The 23756-nt window shown below is 35.8% G+C and carries 20 protein-coding genes; 7 read left to right on the forward strand and 13 right to left on the reverse strand.

The window, feature by feature from the left end; translation table 11 throughout:
* Positions 1 to 165 precede the first annotated feature (165 nt).
* The 6 genes from PSA_RS12700 (at position 166) to PSA_RS26865 (ending at position 6529) form a co-directional block, all read left to right on the forward strand.
* Positions 166 to 750: a hypothetical protein gene (locus tag PSA_RS12700; protein ID WP_042144005.1), complete on the forward strand. Its 585-nt coding sequence runs from the start codon at positions 166 to 168 to the stop codon at positions 748 to 750.
* A gap of 68 nt (positions 751 to 818) precedes the next feature.
* Positions 819 to 4292 (forward strand): transcription-repair coupling factor, encoded by a 3474-nt coding sequence (gene mfd / locus PSA_RS12705; RefSeq protein WP_042144002.1) that lies wholly within the window; start codon positions 819 to 821, stop codon positions 4290 to 4292.
* Positions 4293 to 5198, forward strand: coding sequence for a CsiV family protein (locus tag PSA_RS12710; protein ID WP_042143999.1), 906 nt, complete (start codon positions 4293 to 4295; stop codon positions 5196 to 5198).
* A 31-nt stretch (positions 5199 to 5229) separates the two neighbouring features.
* Positions 5230 to 5478, forward strand: a complete 249-nt coding sequence (locus tag PSA_RS12715; RefSeq protein WP_042143997.1) for a lipoprotein — start codon at positions 5230 to 5232, stop codon at positions 5476 to 5478.
* Between the two features lie 251 nt (positions 5479 to 5729).
* Positions 5730 to 6143 carry a trypsin-like serine protease gene (locus PSA_RS26860; protein ID WP_052379891.1) on the forward strand — a complete coding sequence of 138 codons (414 nt, stop codon included), beginning with the start codon at positions 5730 to 5732 and terminating at the stop codon, positions 6141 to 6143.
* Positions 6144 to 6145: 2 nt separating this feature from the next.
* Positions 6146 to 6529 carry a serine protease gene (locus PSA_RS26865; protein ID WP_042143995.1) on the forward strand — a complete coding sequence of 128 codons (384 nt, stop codon included), beginning with the start codon at positions 6146 to 6148 and terminating at the stop codon, positions 6527 to 6529.
* Between the two features lie 319 nt (positions 6530 to 6848).
* Here the strand turns inward: PSA_RS26865 and prpF are convergent, their stop codons facing one another.
* The 7 genes from prpF to PSA_RS12760 all read right to left on the reverse strand — a co-directional run bounded on the left by prpF (position 6849) and on the right by PSA_RS12760 (position 16290).
* Positions 6849 to 8042: a 2-methylaconitate cis-trans isomerase PrpF gene (gene prpF / locus PSA_RS12730; protein ID WP_042143993.1), complete on the reverse strand. Its 1194-nt coding sequence runs from the start codon at positions 8040 to 8042 to the stop codon at positions 6849 to 6851.
* Positions 8043 to 8305: 263 nt separating this feature from the next.
* Positions 8306 to 10912: a Fe/S-dependent 2-methylisocitrate dehydratase AcnD gene (gene acnD, locus PSA_RS12735; RefSeq protein ID WP_042143991.1), complete on the reverse strand. Its 2607-nt coding sequence runs from the start codon at positions 10910 to 10912 to the stop codon at positions 8306 to 8308.
* Positions 10913 to 11039: 127 nt separating this feature from the next.
* A complete protein-coding gene (gene prpC / locus PSA_RS12740) occupies positions 11040 to 12164 on the reverse strand; it encodes a 2-methylcitrate synthase (protein WP_042143989.1) in 1125 nt (374 codons plus the stop codon).
* 48 nt (positions 12165 to 12212) lie between these two features.
* Positions 12213 to 13091, reverse strand: coding sequence for a methylisocitrate lyase (gene prpB / locus PSA_RS12745; RefSeq protein WP_042143988.1), 879 nt, complete (start codon positions 13089 to 13091; stop codon positions 12213 to 12215).
* 57 nt (positions 13092 to 13148) lie between these two features.
* Positions 13149 to 13826 carry a GntR family transcriptional regulator gene (locus tag PSA_RS12750; RefSeq protein ID WP_231665251.1) on the reverse strand — a complete coding sequence of 226 codons (678 nt, stop codon included), beginning with the start codon at positions 13824 to 13826 and terminating at the stop codon, positions 13149 to 13151.
* A 380-nt stretch (positions 13827 to 14206) separates the two neighbouring features.
* Positions 14207 to 15022 (reverse strand): serine hydrolase, encoded by an 816-nt coding sequence (locus tag PSA_RS12755; RefSeq protein ID WP_052379890.1) that lies wholly within the window; start codon positions 15020 to 15022, stop codon positions 14207 to 14209.
* 41 nt (positions 15023 to 15063) lie between these two features.
* On the reverse strand, positions 15064 to 16290 hold the full coding sequence (locus PSA_RS12760) for a nucleoside recognition domain-containing protein (RefSeq protein WP_042143983.1): 1227 nt from the start codon (positions 16288 to 16290) through the stop codon (positions 15064 to 15066).
* A gap of 187 nt (positions 16291 to 16477) precedes the next feature.
* Here PSA_RS12760 and rsmF point away from each other — a divergent pair, with 187 nt between their 5' ends.
* Complete coding sequence (rsmF, locus tag PSA_RS12765; RefSeq protein WP_042143982.1) at positions 16478 to 17932, forward strand: 16S rRNA (cytosine(1407)-C(5))-methyltransferase RsmF; 1455 nt, start codon at positions 16478 to 16480, stop codon at positions 17930 to 17932.
* A 300-nt stretch (positions 17933 to 18232) separates the two neighbouring features.
* Here the strand turns inward: rsmF and PSA_RS12770 are convergent, their stop codons facing one another.
* The 6 genes from PSA_RS12770 to mltG are packed head-to-tail and all read right to left on the reverse strand — an operon-like array spanning position 18233 to position 23755.
* The gene (locus PSA_RS12770) at positions 18233 to 20059 is read right to left on the reverse strand and encodes an alkaline phosphatase D family protein (RefSeq protein ID WP_042143980.1); all 1827 of its coding nucleotides are present in this window, start codon (positions 20057 to 20059) and stop codon (positions 18233 to 18235) included.
* A gap of 26 nt (positions 20060 to 20085) precedes the next feature.
* A complete protein-coding gene (locus PSA_RS12775; RefSeq protein WP_042143979.1) occupies positions 20086 to 20859 on the reverse strand; it encodes a TatD family hydrolase in 774 nt (257 codons plus the stop codon).
* A 15-nt stretch (positions 20860 to 20874) separates the two neighbouring features.
* Positions 20875 to 21201, reverse strand: a complete 327-nt coding sequence (locus PSA_RS12780) for a PilZ domain-containing protein (protein WP_042143977.1) — start codon at positions 21199 to 21201, stop codon at positions 20875 to 20877.
* Between the two features lie 13 nt (positions 21202 to 21214).
* Complete coding sequence (locus PSA_RS12785; protein WP_042143975.1) at positions 21215 to 22120, reverse strand: hypothetical protein; 906 nt, start codon at positions 22118 to 22120, stop codon at positions 21215 to 21217.
* Positions 22117 to 22749, reverse strand: coding sequence for a dTMP kinase (gene tmk / locus PSA_RS12790; RefSeq protein WP_042143973.1), 633 nt, complete (start codon positions 22747 to 22749; stop codon positions 22117 to 22119). The genes PSA_RS12785 and tmk overlap by 4 nt, the downstream gene beginning before the upstream one ends.
* Complete coding sequence (gene mltG, locus PSA_RS12795) at positions 22739 to 23755, reverse strand: endolytic transglycosylase MltG (RefSeq protein WP_371257801.1); 1017 nt, start codon at positions 23753 to 23755, stop codon at positions 22739 to 22741. The genes tmk and mltG overlap by 11 nt, the downstream gene beginning before the upstream one ends.
* Position 23756 lies beyond the last annotated feature (1 nt).

Here is a 23756-nt window from a genome sequence, read left to right on the forward strand (position 1 = left end):
AACAAAAGTACCTAACAGCTACGAAATATTATAGCGAGTTTAACATTAATCATGATTTTTAATGTAGCTTTGTTATTAAGAAGTTTGTAAAAATATGTTCTTTACTTGCCTAGACTTAATAAATGGCTAATATATGTAAAAATTTCTACTAATGCTCAATCTCTTATGTCACAAACAAAACTTGAAGAATTTAAACAATACTTTCAAATTGAAGAAGCTATTAAAGTCAATCTTGAAGCTGTCACCCCTGAGCAGGTACCTGAAAATTCATTAATATTAGAGCAAAGGATCCCACCTTTATTTATACTTGCAAATGAAGTTAATGAACTTGAGCAAAGTGCACTCAGGCCGTTAAGACAATTAAGCGACGTTGCAGATGAATTAGCGGTATTTTTAAAAGCACAATCTAGAAAAATTGATTTGATCATGTCACATATTTTATCAACAGAGCATGAAACCGATGATAAACTTTTAACACACTCTTATGGCGGCGGCGGATTTACACTTAATACACAAGAAAAGTACGCCATAGGTCAAGACTTTTGCTGTAAACTATTTTTAGATTTCGATGCCGCTGCTGTATATTGTTTCGCTCAAGTTATTACAATACAAGAAGATAAAGAAGATGATTCGTTTAGGTATACTTTACTGTTCACTCAAGTAAGAGCATCTGATCAAGAATTATTAGTACGTGCAAGTTTGCATGCACAATCTCGGTTATTACAACTTAAAGCAAAACATAAATTATAGGCATCTTAGTCGCCTTTTTATATAAATATCAACAATACAAAATAAAAAGAGTTTGGAGTTTAAACTAAATGGCATTAACGCAGTGGGCATCATTACCTTGGGTAAAATCTAATAAAGACAAAATTCAATGGGGGCAATTACAAGGCAGTGCATTAAGTTTAACCATATCTCAAGGTGTTAAAGACCATAAAGCCTTAGTTGTGCTAGTCACTCAAGATACACCTTCAGCATTAAAGTTAGAGTCTGAATTAAAGTTTTTACTCCCTGAACAAAATGTCATGATATTCCCTGACTGGGAAACGTTACCATATGATCATTTTTCACCTCACCAAGATATTATTTCAGACCGTTTAGCCAGCTTAAATAAACTCAAACAAACACAAAGCGGTGTTTTAATATTACCAGTAGCGACTTTAATGCTACGTACTTCGCCCCCTGAATTTATTTATGGTAGCACATTATTATTTAAAACCGGACAAACATTAGATAGTCATAAATTAAGAAGTAATTTAGAAACGGCTGGTTATACAAATGTTCAGCAAGTAATGGAACACGGTGAATTTGCTGTTCGTGGTTCTATTGTCGATTTATTCCCAATGGGAAATCATACGCCGTTACGATTAGATTTATTTGATGATGAACTCGACAGCATCAAAGAATTTGATGTAGAAACACAAAGATCTGGCACGGAAATACAATCAATTGAATTAATGCCAGCTCATGAATTTCCGACAAATGAAAAAGATATTGAACGCTTTAGAAGTCAATACAGAGAATTATTCGGTGCCAGTAAACAGCCTGAGTCTATTTATACTCAAGTAACTAAAGGCCAATATCCCGGTGGTATAGAATATTACATGCCATTATTTTTTGAAAAAATGGCGACCATATTTGATTACTTACCAACGAATGCTGTTTTAATGCATTTAGGTGATATTGAGCACAGTGCACAAGCATTTTATAAGGATGTTCAATCGCGTTTTGAAAATCGTAATGTAGATCCTTTAAGACCATTACTAGCTCCAAATTTTATATATCAACCTATTGAAGAATTGTATTCAAACATGGGCAATTTTGCTCGTATTAACTTATCGCTTGCAAAATTAGGTACCAAAGCTGGCCACTTTAATTTACCGACATTAGCGCTGCCAAATGTACGTGTTGACCATCAATTAAAAAATCCTTTTGATGCGATTTCTAAATATTTAATAGAACAAAAATCAGCTAAAGCACGTGTTTTATTTACCACAGAAAGTGAAGGCAGAAGAGAGTCACTACTCAGCTTATTTAAACCAGTTGCTATAAAGCTAAACTCTTTTGATAGTTTTAAAGACTTTGTTGACTCTAAAACCGACGTTGGTTTAATTGTCAGTCCACTAGAGCAAAGTGTTGTTTTAGATGGTAAACCAAAATTAAGCCTTATTACAGAACAAGAATTATTAGGCTTGAAAGTTTCTCAGAAGCGTCGACGTAAACATAAATATGAAGGCACAGCTGATGCCATCATTCGTAATTTAGCTGAATTGAAAATTGGCCAGCCGATTGTACATTTAGATCATGGCGTTGGTCGTTATCAAGGGCTACAAACTCTTGATGCTGCAGGAGTTTTAGCTGAGTTTGTAACCATTACATATTTGAACGAAGCCAAATTATATGTGCCTGTCTCTGCTTTGCATATGCTTACACGCTATTCTGGCGGCGAAGACAAAAGTGCACCACTGCATAAGCTTGGTACAGATACTTGGGAAAAAGCCAAACGCAAAGCGGCTGAAAAAGTACGAGATGTTGCCGCAGAGTTACTTGATATTTATGCACAAAGACAAGCTAAACAAGGCAATATATTTAGAATTGATAAAGGTGCGTATGCACAATTTTCAAACAGTTTTCCATTTGAAGAGACAGAAGATCAAAAAAATGCCATTGATGCCGTAATTGGCGATATGCAATCACCATTAGCAATGGATAGATTAGTATGTGGAGATGTAGGCTTTGGTAAAACAGAAGTGGCAATGCGCGCAGCATTTGTTGCAGTAAATGATGGTAAACAGGTCGCTATTTTAGTGCCTACGACTTTATTAGCACAGCAACATTATGAAAACTTTAAAGATAGATTTGCTAACTTACCCATTGAAGTTGATGTGATTTCTCGGTTTAAATCAGCAAAAGAACAAACTGAAATATTAGCTAAATTAGCTGATGGCCGTTTAGATATTTTAATTGGTACACATAAACTATTAAATCAAAGTATCAAATATAAAGACTTAGGTTTATTAATTGTTGATGAAGAACATAGGTTTGGCGTAAGACAAAAAGAAAAAATTAAGTCGCTGCGTGCCGATGTGGATATTTTAACACTGACAGCAACGCCAATTCCAAGAACGCTGAATATGGCAATGAGCGGTATGCGTGATTTATCTATCATATCCACGCCACCAGCAAAACGCTTAGCCGTTAAAACATTTGTACACCAGTCTGATCCGGCTGTTATTCGTGAGGCAGTCCTGCGTGAAATAAAACGTGGTGGGCAAGTTTATTATTTACATAATAATGTTGAAACAATCGCTAAAACAGCAGCAGATTTAGAAATATTATTACCTGAAGCAAATATTACGATTGCCCACGGACAAATGCGTGAACGTGAACTTGAGCGCTTGATGACTGATTTTTATCATAATAAGTTTAATGTTTTAGTTTGTACCACAATTATTGAAACAGGTATCGATGTACCAAGTGCTAATACAATTATTATGGATCGTGCTGATAAACTTGGTTTAGCACAACTGCACCAATTACGTGGCCGTGTTGGCCGAAGCCATCATCAAGCCTACGCCTATTTAATGACACCTAATCAAAAAGTTATTTCAAAAGATGCTAAAAAACGTTTAGAAGCAATTAGTTCTCTAGAAACCTTAGGTGCAGGTTTTGCTCTTGCTAGCCATGATCTAGAAATACGTGGCGCCGGCGAACTATTAGGTGATGAGCAAAGTGGTCAAATTGAATCTGTTGGTTTTACGTTATTTATGGAGATGTTAGAGCAAGCCGTTGAATCACTAAAACAAGGTAAAGAACCGACATTAGAAAATATTTTAGGCCAACAAACTGAAGTTGACTTAAAATTACCTGCATTATTACCTGATGATTATATTTTTGACGTTAATAGCCGTTTAAGCATGTATAAACGCATCGCATCTAGTCAGAACTTTGATCAAGTTGACGATTTAAAAATTGAATTAATCGATAGATTTGGTTTATTACCCGACCCTGCTAAAAACTTATTTGCTTTACAGCTATTAAAAATACGTGCCGCTAAATTAGGCATAAGTAAAATTGATGCAAATGCAAAAGGTGGTTCAATCGACTTTACCAAAGAAACCAAAGTTGATCCTATGTTTATCATAGGGTTACTGCAATCAAATCCATCTAGGTATAAAATGGAAGGCGCGAGCAAATTGAAATTTATGATCCCGCAAGAAAAACCAAGTGAAAGACTGAAATTAATTAATGCCATGATGACTGATTTTGAGCAAAAGGTAACTAAATAAATGACGTTAAAATCACTAATAGCACTTTCTTTCCTTTTATTCACTGCTGTTTCAAGTGCAAACGGCCGCTGGTATGAAGTGGAAGTTGTATTATTTGAGCATCCTGATAATGAAAAAGTAAATGAAGATTTTAGCTTTGATTTGTCGCCTATTAAGACCAATAAGTCTGTTGATATGCTATCGGAACATCTTCAGTTAATAGGTCAAAATACATGTTTATCTAAAAGATCACAGAGCAATATATTCAATAAAGCCTTAAATACATACAGCTCACCTGTTTGTATCGACAGCATAGATTATATTGCGCTAATGGATAAAACGCCTTTAACGCTTGATGTGCCAGTTCAAGAAGGCATGGAAACACCCTATATTATTGCCTCTGAAGAATTAGAGTTTAAATCGACAATAAATAGACTCAAGCGTGAAGGCATGACGCCTATTTTACATACAGGTTGGCGACAACAAGGATTAAAAGAGCACCAAGCGCCTAGCTATCGTTTATTTGGTGGTAAAAACTTTTCAAAGCAATATGATTATTTTGGTAATTTAAAACAGACACAAATTTCATATTTAGATGATACAAATAAAGCAGATGACTTAAATCAGTTTTTCAATAAAATTATAAGTAGTGATAATTCAGTAAATAGCTCAATTAATAAATCAGCTAACTATAACCCTGAATATCCAAATGAAGCTTGGCAGCTAGATGGTTTGCTTAAAGTGTTTTTAAGAGGCAAATATTTAAACATTAAAGCTGAATTTAACCTACGTGCAGAAGATCGTACAAACGAAAAGTTAAAAAACTTTCATTTTAATCAATTTCGCCGGGTGATCAGTAATGAAATACATTATTTTGACCACCCTAAACTTGGCATTCTGATCCAAATCAGACGCTATATGCATTAATAATTTAACAAACATATAAAAAGAGACAAACATGAAAAAGTATCTTTCAATTTCAGCTATCGCATTCACTTTAACCGCTTGTAGTAAAGTAACTATTGAAAACTATGACAAAGTAAAAGTGGGTATGGATAAAACTGAAATTGAACAATTATTAGGTTCTGCTGATAGTTGTGAAGAAAAAACATTACACACAAATTGTATATGGGGTTCAGCTGATAAAAATATCACAGCGACTATCGTTGCAGACAAAGTAACTTTATACAGTAAAAAAGGCTTATAATCTGAGTCATAAATATTAGCTGAAATGTCATATTTCACCTTTTATATTTTCTTAAACCTATCATTAATAATACTCAAAGATACAAACCGATACATCCTTTATACAAAACCTCACGATAGTTCATCTCTTGTTTGTTCTTTAATCAGTACGAAGAACAAAACAAGGAAACTCAAACATGAAAGCAATAAACAAAAACTTAATAACAATTGCATTGGCTTCTATTTCAGTACTACCTGTTTTAAGCCAAGCAAATGAATATAAAAACCAACCCGACACCTAAAATTGTAGGTGGCGAACCTGTTACCGATAATTCACGCCCATGGATGACAAGTTTGCAATATAATAACCAGCACTTTTGTGGCGCATCTCTTATCTCTGATACTTGGGTACTCACAGCCGCACATTGTGTAGAAGATATTACAAAAGATAATATCAATGGCCTTTCCATTCGTTCTAACTTTTTAAAGCTAAGTGATGATACACGTACTAAAGCATCCGTTGAAGATATCTATATTCATCCTGATTATAATCAACAAGGCAAAAATGCTGCCGATATCGCACTTGTAAAGCTATCTTCTCCAATAACTAATATTCCTTTTATAAAACTGGCAACTGATGAAATCATTGTTGTATCTGGCATGGTGGGTGCGATGGCGTCTGTTTAAGGTTGGGGCACACTAGAACAAGGTATAATGGACCAGATGTTTTACAAAAAGTGAATGTACCTATTGTTTCTAATGATACTTGTAATTCAGCCGAAGTATATTCGGCAAAAAAAAGTACAACTGAAATCTGTGCTGGCATTAAAGAAGGTGGTAAAGATTCTTGTCAAAGTGATAGCGGCGGTCCATTAGTGATTAACCATAATGGTGAATTTGTACAGGCTGGTGTTGTTTCTTGGGGCGAAGCATGTGCTGTTGCTAATAAGTATGGTGTTTATGCCCGTGTTAACGCTTTTAATGCTTGGGTTAATGATGTTAAAAGTGGCGATGGCTCAGGCGGTGGTGACAATGAAGTACCAGAAAATGGCTATCTTTTCAGTGGTGAGTGAGTTGAAGGTATTGAAGGTGAAGCTGATAGTGCAGTTATTTTTAAAATTGATGTTGGCCCTAAAGCAAAACTACTTTGGTTAGACATTGCAGGCGGTGAAGGTGATGCTGACATTTATGTAAAACATGAACAAGTATTAATTAAAAGACCACAAGAAGGTACTTGGTATATCAAAATTATTGGTTATGAGGCATATCATGATTTAGAACTGATGGGCTTTGCTAGATAGTTCTCAATAATTCGGTAAAGAAAATTAAAAGCAATTTTTAAATGTTGTCAAAGCTATGAATATGTATTCATAGCTTTTTTCTTAGAGATATTTAAAACGAATCTCCTGGAATTCGAACCCAACCTTCCATTAAAATACGTGCACTTCGGCTCATAACTGCTTTATTAACCGTCCAATTACCTTCATTAATGCTAGCTTGTGCACCTACTTTTAAAGTCCCTGACGGATGGCCAAAAGTAACCGAGTTTTTTCCCTCTTGGGATAAAACACCATTGTTTGCAGCTAAATTAACCAAAGTACCTGGAATTGCCGCTGCAGTGCCAATCGCAACAGCAGCTGTGCCCATCATAGCATGATGTAATTTACCCATAGATAAAGCACGTACATTTAAATCTATATCGCAATCCTTGATTTCTTTACCGCTTGAAGAAGTATAAGCACTGGCTGATGATACAAATGCAACCTTAGGTGTATGTTGACGCGCTACAGCTTCTTTAACGTCGTTAATCAAACCCATTTTTATTGCACCATGGGCACGAATGGTTTCAAAAAATGTTAAAGCTGTATCATCGCCATTAATTGCATCTTGCAATTCAGTTCCTGTATAACCAATTTCTTTCGCATTTAAAAATATAGTAGGAATACCTGCATTGATCATAGTTGCTTTAAAAGTGCCAACGCCTGGTACTTCTAATTCATCAACAACATTCCCTGTGGGAAACATCGCCTCAGAAGGATCTACTGGCGCAATAAACTCAACAGGCACTTCTGCTGCTGGGAATGTCACACCATCTAGTTCAAAACCTCCTGTTTCTTGCACTTCACCATTTGTAATTGGCACTTGTGCAATAATGGTTTTTTTAATATTTGCTTGCCATATACGTACCGTACATACACCATTTTGAGGTATTCGTGCGCTATCAACTAAACCAGAATTAATGGCAAATGAGCCCACTGCTGCTGTTAAGTTGCCACAGTTACCGCTCCAATCTACAAATGCTTTATCTATTGCAACTTGACCAAATAAATAATCCACATCGTGATCAGCAACCGTGCTTTTCGCTAAAATAACCGTTTTACTGGTACTTGATGTCGCCCCGCCCATGCCATCTGTTTGTTTACCATATGGATCAGGAGAGCCAATAACACGTAATAAAATATTATCTCTCACTTCACCTGCCACTTGTGCAGCTTTTGGTAAGTCAGTTAAATTGAAAAATACACCTTTTGATGTACCACCACGCATATAAGTCGCGGGTATTTTTATTTGAGGAAGATGAGTCATTGCGCTCTCTTTTAATTTGAATTGTAAGGCTAAAGCCCTACAATAAAAAATAGAAAATTAGTTAAGCTAACTTTCTATTTTAGATTTGAATAGTAAGGCTAAAGCCTCACCTACAATATAAAGTAATAAATTCAAATATTTTACTACTTAAAAATTGGAGTTAAATGTTTAAACGAGGAATTTTTATTTAGAACAAGGCCGAAGCGCGCAATGTACAAGTGTACATGAGCACTTCGAACGCAGTTATAAGTAAAAATAACCGATTAAACGTTTGACTCTAAGAAGTCTTGAGCAAATTTCTGTAATACCCCACCTGCATTATAAACAGATACTTCTTCAGCTGTATCTAAACGACACTTAACAGTGAGCTCAACTGTTTCACCAGACTTACGTGTCATAAGAACTTTCATAGCTGAACCGGGTGCTATATCACCTACAACATCATAAGTCTCTGTACCATCGATGTTATAAGTGAGGCGTGTTTCACCATTTGTGAATTCAAGTGGTAATACACCCATACCAACTAAGTTAGTACGGTGAATACGTTCAAAGCCTTGCGCGACGATTACTTCAACACCGGCTAAACGTACACCTTTAGCAGCCCAATCACGTGATGACCCTTGGCCATAATCAGCGCCCGCGATGATAATTAGCGGCTGTTTACGCTCCATGTAGGTTTCAATTGCTTCCCACATACGGCTTTCTTGACCTTCAGGCTCAATACGTGCAAGTGATCCTTGCTTTATTTGCCCATTAGCATCACGACACATTTCGTTCAACAGCTTTGGATTAGCAAACGTCGCGCGTTGAGCAGTTAAGTGATCGCCACGGTGTGTTGCATACGAGTTAAAATCAACTTCGGGTAAACCCATTTTATCTAAGTAAGCACCAGCGGCACTGTTTAACTGAATCGCATTTGACGGAGATAAATGATCTGTTGTGATATTGTCGCCCAGTACTGCAAGCGGACGCATTCCTTTCATTGTTCGCTCACCCGCTAAAGCACCTTCCCAATATGGTGGACGGCGAATATAGGTAGACATCGGACGCCATTCATATAAAGGGTCAATATCTTCTCCATAATTTACTTTTAAATCGAACATAGGCTCATAGATTTTTTTGAATTGCTCAGGTTTTACACTTGAGTTTACAATTGCATCTATGTCTTCATCACTTGGCCAGATATCTTTTAAAGTGATATCGTTACCACTTTGATCTTGCCCTAATACATCTTTTTCAATATCAAAGCGCATCGTGCCTGCAATTGCATAAGCAACAACAAGTGGCGGTGATGCTAAAAATGCTTGTTTTGCATAAGGGTGAATTCGACCATCAAAGTTACGGTTACCTGAAAGCACGGCAGTAGCATATAAATCACGATCGATTACTTCTTGCTGTATCTTAGGATCAAGTGCCCCGCTCATACCGTTACAGGTTGTACATGCATAAGCAACGATGCCAAAGCCCAACTTTTCCATCTCTGGTAATAAACCTGAGTCTTCTAAATACAGTTTTGCTACTTTAGAGCCTGGTGCAAATGAAGTTTTAACCCAAGGTTTACGGTTTAAACCTAGTTCATTTGCGCGTTTTGCGACTAAACCAGCAGCAACAACATTTCTTGGATTTGAAGTATTAGTACAGCTAGTGATTGCAGCAATAATACAGGCACCATCAGGCATTTCACCTTGTGATTCTTGCGTTTTACATTCAGCTAAGTCTTTTGCAATACCTTTAAAGGCTAACTCACTTGTAGGTAATCTACGGTGTGGATTTGATGGACCTGCCATATTGCGACATACACTTGATAAATCAAACTCAAGTACACGTTCATATTGTGCTTCAACTAAATCATCAGCCCATAAACCGGTAGTTTTTGCATAGTTTTCAACAAGCTCAACTTGCTCTGGCTCACGACCAGTAATCTTTAAATAATCAATTGTTTGCTGATCGATATAAAACATACCCGCTGATGCACCGTATTCAGGTGTCATATTCGAGATAGTTGCACGATCGCCAATTGTTAAATTCGCTGCGCCTTCACCAAAGAATTCAAGATAAGCAGACACGACTTTTTCATTGCGTAAATATTCAGTGATCGCTAAAACAATATCTGTTGCTGTTATGCCAGGTTGGCGTTTACCTGTAAGCTTAACACCTACAATATCTGGTAGACGCATCATAGATGGACGACCAAGCATCACTGTTTCAGCTTCAAGTCCGCCAACACCAATTGCAATAACGCCTAGCGCATCAATATGTGGTGTATGAGAATCGGTACCAACACAGGTATCAGGATATGCAACACCATTGCGCGCTTGTACAACTGGAGACATTTTTTCTAAGTTAATTTGATGCATAATGCCGTTACCAGCAGGGATCACATCAACATTATCAAATGCTGTTTTAGTCCACTCTATAAAATGGAATCTATCTTCATTACGTCTATCTTCAATAGCACGGTTTTTTTCAAATGCATTTTTTTCAAAACCTGCATGCTCTACAGCAACCGAGTGATCAACAATTAACTGTGTTGGGACTACAGGGTTTACTTTAGCTGGATCACCGCCCTTTTCTGCGATTGCATCACGCAACCCCGCTAAATCTACTAACGCTGTTTGACCTAAAATATCATGACACACAACACGTGCTGGATACCAAGGAAAATCTAAATCTCTTCTGCGTTCAATTAATTGCTTTAAAGAGTCGGTTAATGTTTCAGGGCTACATTTACGCACTAATTGCTCAGCTAATACTCTTGAAGTATAAGGCAGCTTTGCATAAGAACCCGGTGTGATTGCTTCGACCGCTTCTCGTGTATCATAAAAGTCTAATGTGCTATTTGGTAAGGGTTTTCGATATAAGGTATTCATAATAAATCCAGAAAATCTATAGGGTGACGGTTATCTCGTGTTTAAAATTAACGAGAACTTCCCTATTTTTGTCGCTATTTTATAACTGTAAATAAAAACAGGCTGCAGTGGCAGCCTGTTTAAAAATTTAGCGTGTTGCGATTGGTGTTACTTTACGTGGCTCACTTCCCGTATAATCGGCACTAGGGCGAATTATACGATTATTAGCACGTTGCTCCATTACATGCGCAGCCCAACCGGTTAAGCGTGAACATACAAAGATTGGCGTAAATAACTTAGTTGGAATACCCATAAAATGATATGCAGATGCATGGAAGAAATCAGCATTACAGAATAATTTTTTGCTATCCCACATAAACTCTTCACAAGCCACAGAGATATCGTAAAGTGAAGTATCGCCATTCTCTTGTGCTAGTTTCTTTGACCACTTTTTGATGATCACGTTACGTGGATCTGATTCGCGATAAATCGCATGACCAAATCCCATTATTTTTTCTTTACGTGCTAACATGCCTGCCATTTTTTCTTTTGCATCAGCAGGTGAGCTGAACTTCTGGATCATATCCATTGCAGCTTCATTAGCACCACCGTGTAATGGACCACGTAATGAACCAATAGCACCTGTTACACAAGAGAACATGTCAGATAAAGTTGACGCACAAACACGTGCTGTAAATGTAGAAGCATTAAATTCATGCTCAGCATAAAGAATTAAAGATACATCCATTACCTTGCGATGTTGCTCAGATGGCGTTTCACCATGAAGCAATTTAAGGAAATGACCGCCTAAAGAATCTTCATCTGTTACACAATCAATTTCAACACCATCATGTGAGAAACGGTACCAATAACACATGATTGCAGGGAAAGCGGCTAACAAACGATTAGAGGCCATTTGTTGTTGTGAAAAATCAGTTTCAGGCTCTAAGTTACCTAAAAATGATGCACCTGTACGCATTACATCCATTGGATGTGCATCAGCAGGAATTAGTTGTAATACCTTTTTAAGTGAATCTGGTAAATCACGCATTTGCATTAATTGCGTTTTATATGCAGCCAATTGACCTTCGTTTGGTAATTCGCCGTTAAATAATAAGTAAGCCACTTCTTCAAAAGTTGCGTTATCAGCTAAGTCAGATACATCGTAACCACAGTATGTTAAGCCAGAACCTGATTTACCTACTGTACATAATGCTGTTTCGCCTGCACTTTGACCACGTAGTCCTGCACCGCTTAGTTTCTTATCACTCATTGTCTTGCTCCATAAATTTGTTATCAATTAGGTTAATTATTGTCTTTATTATTTATTTTTACCTTCACTGAATAAGGCATCTAATTTTTGTTCGTAATCGTGGTAACCAAGGTAATCGTATAAATCCATGCGTGTTTGCATATTATCAACAACCGCTTTTTGGTCGCCATCTGTTAATAATGTTTTATAAACTAATTCAGCCGCTTTATTCATTGCTCTAAATGCAGATAATGGGTAAAGCACCATATCAACACCCCACTGGCCTAGCTGTTCTTTGTTCCATAATTCTGTTTGACCAAATTCAGTAATATTTGCAAGAATTGGCACATCTAAGGCTTCAGAAAATGCACGGTAATGCTCTTGCGTTTTAATCGCTTCTGCAAAAATACCGTCGGCACCTGCAGCAACATACGCTTTAGCGCGTTCAATTGCAGCTTCTAAACCTTCTTGGGCAAATGAATCGGTGCGTGCCATAATGAAAAAATCAGGGTCAACGCGGGCATCAACTGCTGCTTTAATACGGTCAACCATTTCTTCAGTTGAAACGATTTCTTTATTAGGTCTATGACCACACCGCTTTTGCGCTACTTGATCTTCCATATGTACTGCTGCTGCACCTGCTTTTTCCATATCACGGATTGTTTTTGCAATATTAAAAGCACCGCCCCAACCTGTATCTATATCTACCATAAGCGGTAAATCACACGCAGCAGTTATTCGTTGTACATCAACAATCACATCATTTAATGAGGTCATGCCTAAATCTGGTAAACCGTATGAAGCATTTGCAACACCGCCACCTGATAAATAAATAGCTTGATGACCTAATTGTTTTGCCATCATGGCGCAATATGCATTGATAGTGCCTACAATTTGAAGTGGTGCATTAGCTTTTAATGCTTGTCTAAATTTTAATCCTGCTGACATTTTAATCTCCGCTGTCTTTATATCTTTTATATTCTGTTTAATTTTAAATTTTATTTATTAAGCTGGTACGGTTTCTAAATTAAATCGTGATTTAATATTTGCACCCGATGCGCCTATATGTCTTTTCATTAATAGCTCAGCTAACTCACCATCTTTACTTTCAATGGCATTTATTATCGCAAAATGCTCATCAAACGCTTTAGATACTCGAGGTCCATTCATGCCCATTTGTACTCGAAACATACGGATCAACTGATAAAGTTCATTACATAACAAATGAATTAAGTGACTATTTTTACTGCCTTTGATAATCCGATAGTGAAAATCTAGGTCGCCTTCTTCTTGATAGTAAGACTCACCTTGTTTCACTTTTTGAGTAGACAAATGCTGATTGAGCAATGCTTTTACTTCATTGATCTCAGTCATCGTCATATTTTCAGCAGCAAGCCTACAAGCTAAACCTTCAAGTGCCGTTCTTACTTGATATACTTCAAGTAGCTTATCTGGAGTTAATGCAACTACACGACACCCGATGTTGGCTTTACGTTCAACAAGGTGACAACTTTCTAGACGATTTAATGCTTCACGTAAGGTTGCACGGCTAACACCATGATGTTTAGCTAATTCTGCTTCAGATATTTTGCTACCTTGCGCAATATCACCTTCAACAATCGCTTGACGAATGTCGACAAAAACTTGATCTGATGCGGTTTTTATTGTGTTTATAACTTCCAACTGACACCTTTTGTCGACAATAACTTGCATTAACTATAGTCACAGAGGCATTTTAGTCAAGTTACAACAGAATGGATTGTCGACAATTAATTCTAAAAATAATAAATAGTGTAACCTGAGCGTTACATGGTGATTAATGTGTCGACAATGAAAGCTTGGTAGGTGAATATTTACAATTCAAATTAAATAATTATTTTAACGTTTTACAGCCAACCATATCTTCCCAAAACCAAATTCATCACTTCATTATTAAATGATGGTTGATTTGTATTTGTAAGAATGACAATACCATATGCATCTTTATGACCTAATAAAGATTTTTGTAAATCAATTACAACTTTTGCCAAGTCTTCAGAGGTTGTCCATAAACCAGCTGCGGCTTATTCTGGATATATATGATAATTACCATCAACAGCCTCATCTAGATCTATATGTCCAGAGGCTAGTTGTGCAGTTAGTTTACCTGTAACTGGTTGTTGGTAAGTACTATTGCTCATTTCCAATATTGAAAAAATATTCTTATGCATTAAAGCTTCAAAATCATTGCCAGTTACATCAACTAACACTTGCTGTAACACGCTATACCCACCACCTGAATATTTGTATTCCTTGCCTGGTGGTGTTTTTACTTCTATTGGTGAATAATTCACATTCTTTAAACCAAATAAACGCTGAAAATAACGTGAACCATCAAGCACTTCAATCAAGGAAGGGATTTCTTCCTTGCTGTTATAACCAGCAAAGCCATGCACTGATAAACCACTAGTATGATTTAATAATTGCTTTACTAACACTGAACTGCTATCAGACTGATAATTGCTAGGAATTTCCCAGCTTTTTAAATATTTATTAACGGGTTGATTAATATTAATAAAGTTATTTTTGGAAAGTTTTAAGGTCGCCATGGCAGTAATAGGTTTGCTAATTGAAGCAGCTTGAAACATAGTTTGCTTATTAACTTTTATTTGTGTATTTGCATCTTTAATACCGTAAGATTGACTCCAGAATATTTTCCTATCTTTTACAACTGAAATACTCGCACCTGGTACTTCATATTGCTTCATTAGCTGATTAATTGTGGTATCTATGTATTTAACATTACGAAGTATTGAAGCTTGCTTTGTTTTCTCAGCCATACCATGTGCTAAAGCTTTATGCGTAAAACATAAAGCAATTATAAAAATTAGCCAATTCATTTATAAAATTCCTTCTTTAATAAATTTTAATAATCAATTTCTTAACCAAAAAACCAATAACACACGCCTATTGCGGTAACGATACCTGCTAAATCCGCGATTAAGCCACACGCTACCGCATGGCGTGTATGTTTAATGCCAACCGCACCAAAATAAACGGCTAAGACATAAAATGTGGTTTCTGTAGAGCCTTGTATGGTTGAAGCTAAACGTCCTGCAAATGAATCTGCCCCGTGGGTATTCATAGTCTCTAACATCATGGCTCTTGCTCCAGAGCCACTTAATGGTTTCATAAAAGCTGTAGGCATGGCATCTACAAAACGGGTATCACCATTAAATATAATTACAATTTGGCGCATCCAATCTAGTACGATATCTAACGCGCCACTGGCACGGAAAACGCCTATGGCGCATAACATTGCCAGTAGATATGGAATTAAAGATATTGAGAATTCAAAACCTTGTTTAGCCCCCTCAATAAATAACTCATATACATTATGTTTTTTATAAAAAGCCCAAGATAAACACAATAAAACAAAGCTAAAAATTAAAAAGTTACTCAATACTGCTGATTGATGACTTAATACATCAGTTGCTAATGTAGAGAAATAAACAATCAAGCTGCCTAAAACAGCAAATAACCCGCCTAAATAAGCCATCACAACTAAGTTAGTTAATTTTATTTTTTGTACCCAAGCAACAGTCATTAAACCGACAATGGTAGAGCTAAATGTGGCAATTAAAATAGGTATAAATATATCAGTTGGACTTGCAGCTCCTTGCTGTGCACGGTAAACAAATACGGCAATCGGAAATAAAGTCACTGAGCTGGTATTAAGTACTAAAAATAAAATTTGCGCATTGCTAGCGGTATCTTTTTTTGGATTAATAATTTGTAAGTCATGCATGGCTTTTATACCAAGGGGTGTTGCTGCATTATCAAGCCCTAAAAGATTAGCGCTTAAATTCATAGTAATAGAACCAAAAGCAGGATGATTCTTAGGTACTTCTGGCATTAATTTACTAAATAAAGGAGATAGGCCTTTTGCCAATGTATCTACCATGCCCGCTTTTTCAGCAATTTTCATAATACCAAGCCAAAAACATAAAGCGCCTATTAGTCCTATGGCGATATCAACAGACACCTTACCCATTTTAAATAATGCATCAACCATACGCTCAAACACTAAACCATCACCACCTATCCATGTAGCCATAGCAGAAAAAAAAGCGATGATGAAAAAAGATAACCATATTCGGTTGAGCATAATGAGACCAAGGATTGTTATTATTAATTTTAAATATCAGTTTACTAAAGCTTTATCTTAATCAAAACACTTAAATATCGCTAATACGTTATCTATATTAAATAAAAACAATGTAAATCGCTCAACGTAAAGCTCGAGCATGGTATTATTACGCAAAATTAAGATTTAAAGTTCAGTTGAGGTTGATGTGAATCAAAATACCTATATTCCACAAGCATTTATTGATGATGTAAAAAGCTATATTCCTGAACATCTTTGCATAGATGATTACATTGCTAAATGTAAACAACCTCTACGCCGCTCTATTCGTGTTAATACCCTTAAAATGTCTATTGAAAGATTTAAAAGTATTGCAGAATCAAAAAACTGGAAACTAGATCCTGTACCTTGGTGTAAAGAAGGGTTTTGGTTATCGCGTCCAATTGACGAAGAACAGAATTTATCTATCGGCAATACCGACTTACATTTAAGCGGTGCAATATATGTGCAAGAAGCAAGCTCAATGTTACCACCTACTGCTTTATTAGAAAATGGGGAGTTTAATGCTGCTATCGCATTAGATATGGCTTCGGCACCAGGTTCTAAAACATCTCAAATTGCCGGATATATGAAAGGCGATGGCATTTTAGTTGCCAATGAATTTTCATCTTCGCGTCTTAAAGTATTAAGTGCCAATATAAAACGGTTAGGTATTGCTAATGTCGCATTATCTCATTTTGATGCTGCTATATTTGGCCCATATATGAACGAATGTTTTGATTCAATATTATTAGATGCACCATGCTCTGGTGAAGGTACCGTTAGAAAGGATGCCGATGCACTTAAAAATTGGTCACTAGAATCAAATATAGAAATTGCTAATGTACAAAAGCAACTTATTGAAAGTGCTTTTTATGCGTTAAAAACGGGCGGTACATTAGTTTATTCAACTTGTACTTTAACGCCAATTGAAAACCAAGCGGTTTGTGAACATGTTTTATCACTGTTTAAAGGTTTAATTGAAGTCGTGCCACTTGATCACTTATTTGAAGGCGCACAACAAGCAATAACACCAGAAGGTTATTTACATATTTGGCCGCAAACTTTCGATTGTGAAGGTTTTTTTATCGCTAAATTTAAGAAAATAGCACATCAAGCCCCTAAAGAGCTCAAAGTTAAAAAAGGGGGTTTCCCTTTTTCTGAATTTGATAATAAATCTGAACAGGCTTTTTATAACAGCCTTAATAAACAATTTGGTATTAAATCATTGCCTGGTACTTTAATGCAAAGAGATAAAGAGCTATGGCTATTTCCTCAAGCTTTCAGTGAAATTGCAAATAAGATTAAATATGCGCGTATAGGTATTAATATTGGTACATTGCATAAAAATGGTGTGCGCTTAAATCATGAATTTGCAACTTGCTTTGGTGATTTGGCCACTAAAAACACCTTTGAACTATCAGATCTACAGGCAAATGATTACTTTGGCGGTAAAGATATCAAATTAGAACAATTATCTACTGAAAAAGGTGAGTTGTTATTAACCTTATGCGGCACAAGTGTTGGTTTAGGTAAGTGGATGAAGAATAAAATAAAGAATAGCTTACCCCGTGATCTGGTAAGGGATAACCAGTTAATAACTTGGGGTAAAGCTATTAAATAGTTGTGAACATAATTTAAGTTAATTTTTAATAACTTTTTAAAGCCTTAATAATAAAGAAAATATTTTTCATTAAAATATTTTCTTTTTGAGATTTTGTTAACTACACTTATTAGTACTTTCACTTCTCCCGAAACGAATGTGAAATTATTTTTAAGTTACGCACGGCTCGATTGAGCCAATCCCCTAAGCCCAAAGCAAATATATTCGCTTTGGGCCTTTTTTATCCAGTTTCAAAACCTGAACTGATAAACTTAACTAAATCTCATAGTAAAACATGTAAAAATACCCTTTTAAGCTTTTTTACAGCTCAAAGTCCGTAATTTCACCATTGCCATGCAAAATCTGATAACTGGCTAACTTGCCTTGATCCAATTTTATAAGGCTTATACCAGATAAACTCATTAAATGTTTTTTATCATTATGTGCCACAGGATGTCTTGATACTTTCATTTGCCAACGTTTGGTAAAGAAATTTAATGGGCTTTTAGCGCCATAAAACCAAGTATCTAATGTATCTAATACAGCAAGCAGTTTTGTAGGAAATTCATTCTTAATACCACTGGCTGTGAGTTGCCAAATTCGGTTATCTCTTTGACTAAATCGTGCTTGTACGGAATAACAAAATGAATAATGAACGTCACCAGAGAGTATTAATGTTTCAACAGGTGTATCTGCACGCCTAAAGGTATTCATAAGCTTTCTTGCCGCACCTTCATGAGCCATCCAGTTTTCAACATCTACTAATAAAGGGTGACCACATATATTAAACAGAGATTGAATAGCTTCAATTGATTTAACACCAAAAACAGGAGCCGGAGACATTAATATCACCCCCTCTTCTCCTATGAGGTTTTGCTCTAAGTGCGTTAACTGTTCCCAATCTAATAAACCGGAAGGCTCATCAAAATTATGCTCATTACGCCACCTGTGCGTTCTTGTATCTAGTACAACTAATTTAGGTTCACACGGGACTTCAAAATGCCAATATGAAAAGTTAAATATTTCTTTATCTAAATTCTCAAAATGCCACTGTTTTTCAATTTTTGAATCAAGCATTAAGTCTTTAAAAAAGCCTGACTTTTTGCCAGCGTCATTACCCCAACCTTGAAAAATCCAATAACTAATTAAGCCATTTGCAACTATACGTCTGCTCACTGGGTCTTGATAGACATTTTGCTCCCAATTTGCTGTTAAGTTCCAATCATCAGTCACATCATGATCGTCAAACATCATTAAACAACTCATATTGGCATAGAGTCGTTGGCTATGATGTAAACCAGCCACAAATTTTAGTAGCGCGGATTTTTCATCGTCAAAGCATTTTTGAATTTTTGCTTCACTGCTTGTAAATGTTAATAAATCTATATTGATGCATTGCCATGCTTGTTTGCTATAACACAGTAAATACATAGCGACAAATTCTTCAAAACCTATTAAATGGTTTTCTGACTTCGCACTGGTGAAATGCTCTAAATCTTTTTTAAACCAGTAGCCTAAAGTGCGTTTGGATCTATCTTGCCAAGCTGTAACTGGCAATTTTTGTGCTCTTTGGTACAACTGCTCATTGATATCATCTGGTAAATCAATATTAAGTGATATTTCTTTGAATATACCTAAAGTATCTATCAGCTGATAAATTGCTTGTAACGTCACACCAGCGACATCATCTGCATAAACTTGGTCACCAGATAACAATAAAAGCTGAGCGCCTATTTCCCCTTGATTTCGTTGTGTGTCTTGATAGTTATCCGCACTAATTAATGCGTCTTCACTTGGATGATGTGGATTTCTACAAGAACCATGTAATAAACTGTCTATTTTGTTAGGAACTACAAACGCAGGTAAATTACAGCCATCATAACAAAACATGCTTAAATCAATTTTCTCACTGGTATTTAGCTGATATTTAATTAATTCGTCAGTTGGAAAAGGCGTTTCTTTTGCAGTAATATGAATTAAGCGAACAAACAAATGTTCACCTAATTGCAGTATATCTTCTTTGGTTTCATGTTGTTGGTTGACCAAGCTAATATCACACGCATTTGCGTTGGAAGTGGCCAACCAAATACAAACTGTCTCAGGCGTTGCAAGCCTCACCATTGGCCCTGCAATTAAAAATGGCAGCATGTATATTTACTATTCCTCTATTATTGTTATTTTTTTATATTAAATAAATTGTAAAAGTTTTCGGTTGTTTGTTTTGCAAGTTCATCGTAACTGACACCTTTTAGCTCTGCAATATAATAAGCGAGATCTTGAACATATGCAGGTTGATTTGTTTTGCCTCTGTAAGGCACTGGCGCTAAATAAGGAGAGTCGGTTTCAATTAATAAACGATCAAGAGGGATTTTTTTCACAACTTCTTTGAGTTCTACTGCATTTTTAAATGTCACTATACCTGAAATCGAAATATATAAACCAAGTTCAAGCGCTTGCTCTGCCATTTCCCAATTCTCAGTAAAGCAATGTAAAACCCCCTTTACCTGACCTTCGCCGTGCTCACGTAATAAGCTAATGGTATCTTCTCTGGCGTCACGCGTATGAACAATTAATGGTTTATCTAATTGTCTGGCAACTTCGATGTGACCAATAAAAGAGTCTATTTGAACTTGTTTTGAGTCTTCAGAATAGTAATAATCTAAACCTGTCTCACCAATTGCCACTACTTTTTTATGATCAGCTAAAGCTAATAATTCAGATTTATCTAGGGCATCTTTTTGATCTAACGGATGAATACCGCAAGATGCTGATACATCATCAAACTCTTCTATTTTTGCTAACATATCAGGAAATTGCGCTAAAGTGACTGATACACACAAAAAATGTTCTACATCTTTCGCTCTGGCATTATCAAGTACTTGCGCTAATGTTAAGTCTAATTTATCAAAATCTAATCGGTCTAAATGGCAATGAGAATCTACAATCACGGTTTTCTACAGCTTTTACATAGTATATGTTCGGTCACCCGAGTGTATCATATCAAGTACCAGTTTTTCGATTTTATCTTTTACATGGGCTTTATCATCTATAAAACTGACACCTACTCCAGGAGGATTAGAGTTTTGACTTCCCTGCCCTGTGATCCAAGCAACTTTACCGGAAACAACATCATCTTCTAAAGCATCTGGTAAAGTGATCCTAAGCGCTAAAGACTCGCCTATTTCATATTGCATATTAGTACGTATAAACAAGCCACCATTTTTTAAAAATGGCATATAGCACTTATATAACTCTCTTAAATCTTCAAAATCTATTAATAACTCTTGCAAAACTTTATCTCTTTTAATTATTTAGTTGTGCCTGCAGCGAAAAAATCAGACGACTTGTTGCTAAAGTTACATTAAGTCCTAAAATTGATTTTCGACTATTTTCAAAATTTCCTAGCAGCTTAATGCATTCTTGATAGTTATTAAATGCGATGTTTTTTTGTATTAAATACTTTTTAATGATAGCAAATAAAAAAATACTAAAAACACTTATATACTCAGGCTTATTCTTTAAAATTTCATTCAAAATCTTTAAATCAATCTGTTGATGTAAGTTTTCAACAGTGATGTATAAGCTATCTAATTGATTTAAATGTCCTTGCTCATGCCAGTTTAATAACATTAAGGGCTGTTGTGCAAATAAAATATGCCATGGTTGGGACACCAAATTAAAATTAGCAAGCCAATCAGTCACCAGTTCTGGTTTATTTATTGTTAAGTTATAGCATAAACAGCGGCTTCGTATAGTTGCACCTAAGCGCATAGGTTCATGTGATACTAACAATAAATACCTCTGATGATTAGGCTCTTCAAGGGTTTTTAACACTGCATTTTGTGCCGCTACAGTCATTAACTCGGCATTATGAATTACTACAACTTTATTAGCATTTTGCCCAGCCGATGATTGAACAAACTGTGCTACCTTACGGATTTCATCAATGCCTATGGTTTTATTATCTTGCCCTATAATAAGTTTGTCTGGATGTGTACCTGCTTGCTGCAACTGACATGACTTACATTGCCCACAAGATTGTAAGTGATTAGATGAAGCATTACACAAGATACTTTGCGCAATATCTTGCGCAAATTCAGCTTTACCTATGCCCGCCTGTCCACTCAATAAAATACCATGATGTAGTTTATTTACAGAATAAGCTGTTTCGAGTGGTTGTTTAAACTCACTCAGCCATGGGTATATCATTTATTAGCTTCTGTTTTAAAGAAATCATCCAATACAGCAGTAATATTTTTATGAACTGATTCAATATCTTGACTTGCATCTACTGTTTTAATTGAATCATCACTATTTGCAATTTCTAAATACTTTGCTCTTGTTCTTTGAAAGAAAGATAACTGTTCTTGTTCTATTCTGTCTAGTTCACCACGTTTTGCAGCACGCGCTAATCCTATCTTAGGATCTAAGTCTAGATATATTGTTAAGTCAGGTTTTAAATTTTTTAAAACAATATTTGATAACGCACTTAATGTTTCATTAGCAATTTGTCTACCACCGCCTTGATAAGCTTGTGAAGATAAATCATGTCTATCAGCTAATACCCAAGTATTGTTCTCGAGTGCCGGTAAAATAATATTAGTCACTAACTGTGCTCTTGCTGCATACATTATCAGAAGCTCAGCTTCAGCACTCATTGTCTCTTTATGTTCCGCTTTTACTAATTCTCTCAACGATTCAGCTAATGGTGTGCCGCCTGGCTCTCTTACGTCTATATAAGAGACATTTTTTTGATGAAAGTAATTTTGACATAATGCAATTGCAGTTGATTTTCCTGCACCTTCAAGGCCTTCGATCACAATAAATTTAGCTGTCATTACTTACCTTTTTCTTTAATTGATATTTTCTTACCGCTTTATTATGTTGCGATAGGTTTTCTGAAAATTGGTGACTACCATCACCTTTTGCTACAAAATAATAATAATTAGACGACTCTGGTGACAAAGCAGCTTGTATTGCTGCATATGATGGCATCGCAATAGGTGTTGGTGGTAGCGCTTTAATTCTATAAGTATTATATGGCGTATATTGCTTTAAATGTGCACGTGTTAAATCGCCATCAAACTGGTCCTTTAGTCCATAAATAACGGTTGGATCTGTTTGTAAACGCATCTTTTTATTTAAACGATTAATAAAAACCGATGCGATTAAAGGCCTTTCGCTTGCTTTAGCGGTTTCTTTTTCAATTATAGACGCCATAATCAAGGCTTCATACGCATTGGCATAAGGTAAATTTTGCTCTCTTTTGTGCCATAATTCATCAAGCGAAATTTTCATTGCACTGTGTGATCTTTGTAATAAAGATAAGTCTGTATCACCCGCTTGATAAAAGTATGTATCAGGAAATAGCCAACCTTCAGTATTTGCATGTTTGATATTAAGCGCATCAACATAAAAGCTATCTTTGCCCTGTTGCATTACTTTTTTAATATAAGGTAAATTTGAGATTTTTTTTAATACTTGAGAAAAACTCTCACCATCAATAATGCTAAAGCTGAATAAATGCACTTGAGAGTTATTTATTTTTTTAACATTATCTAGTAATGAGTCTGTTGTAAGTTGATAAACACCCGCTTTAATATCTGTTAGTGTCGGATCTAACTTAGCTAAAATCCTTAAAGACCAGCAATTATCAGTCAACTTGTCTGCTTGGAATTGTTTACACAAAGTTGTTAAACCTGTACCAGATTTTACTTCAAATAAAATAGGCTCTTTTAAATTAAGCGCTTTGGTTTGTAACAGCTGTATATTAGAATAAACATATGAAGCTATAATCCCGAGAATTATAGCCATTGATAATAAAATTAATTTAATACTTTTCATC

It is taken from the genome of Pseudoalteromonas sp. '520P1 No. 423' (assembly GCF_001269985.1).
Classification (GTDB): Bacteria; Pseudomonadota; Gammaproteobacteria; order Enterobacterales; family Alteromonadaceae; genus Pseudoalteromonas.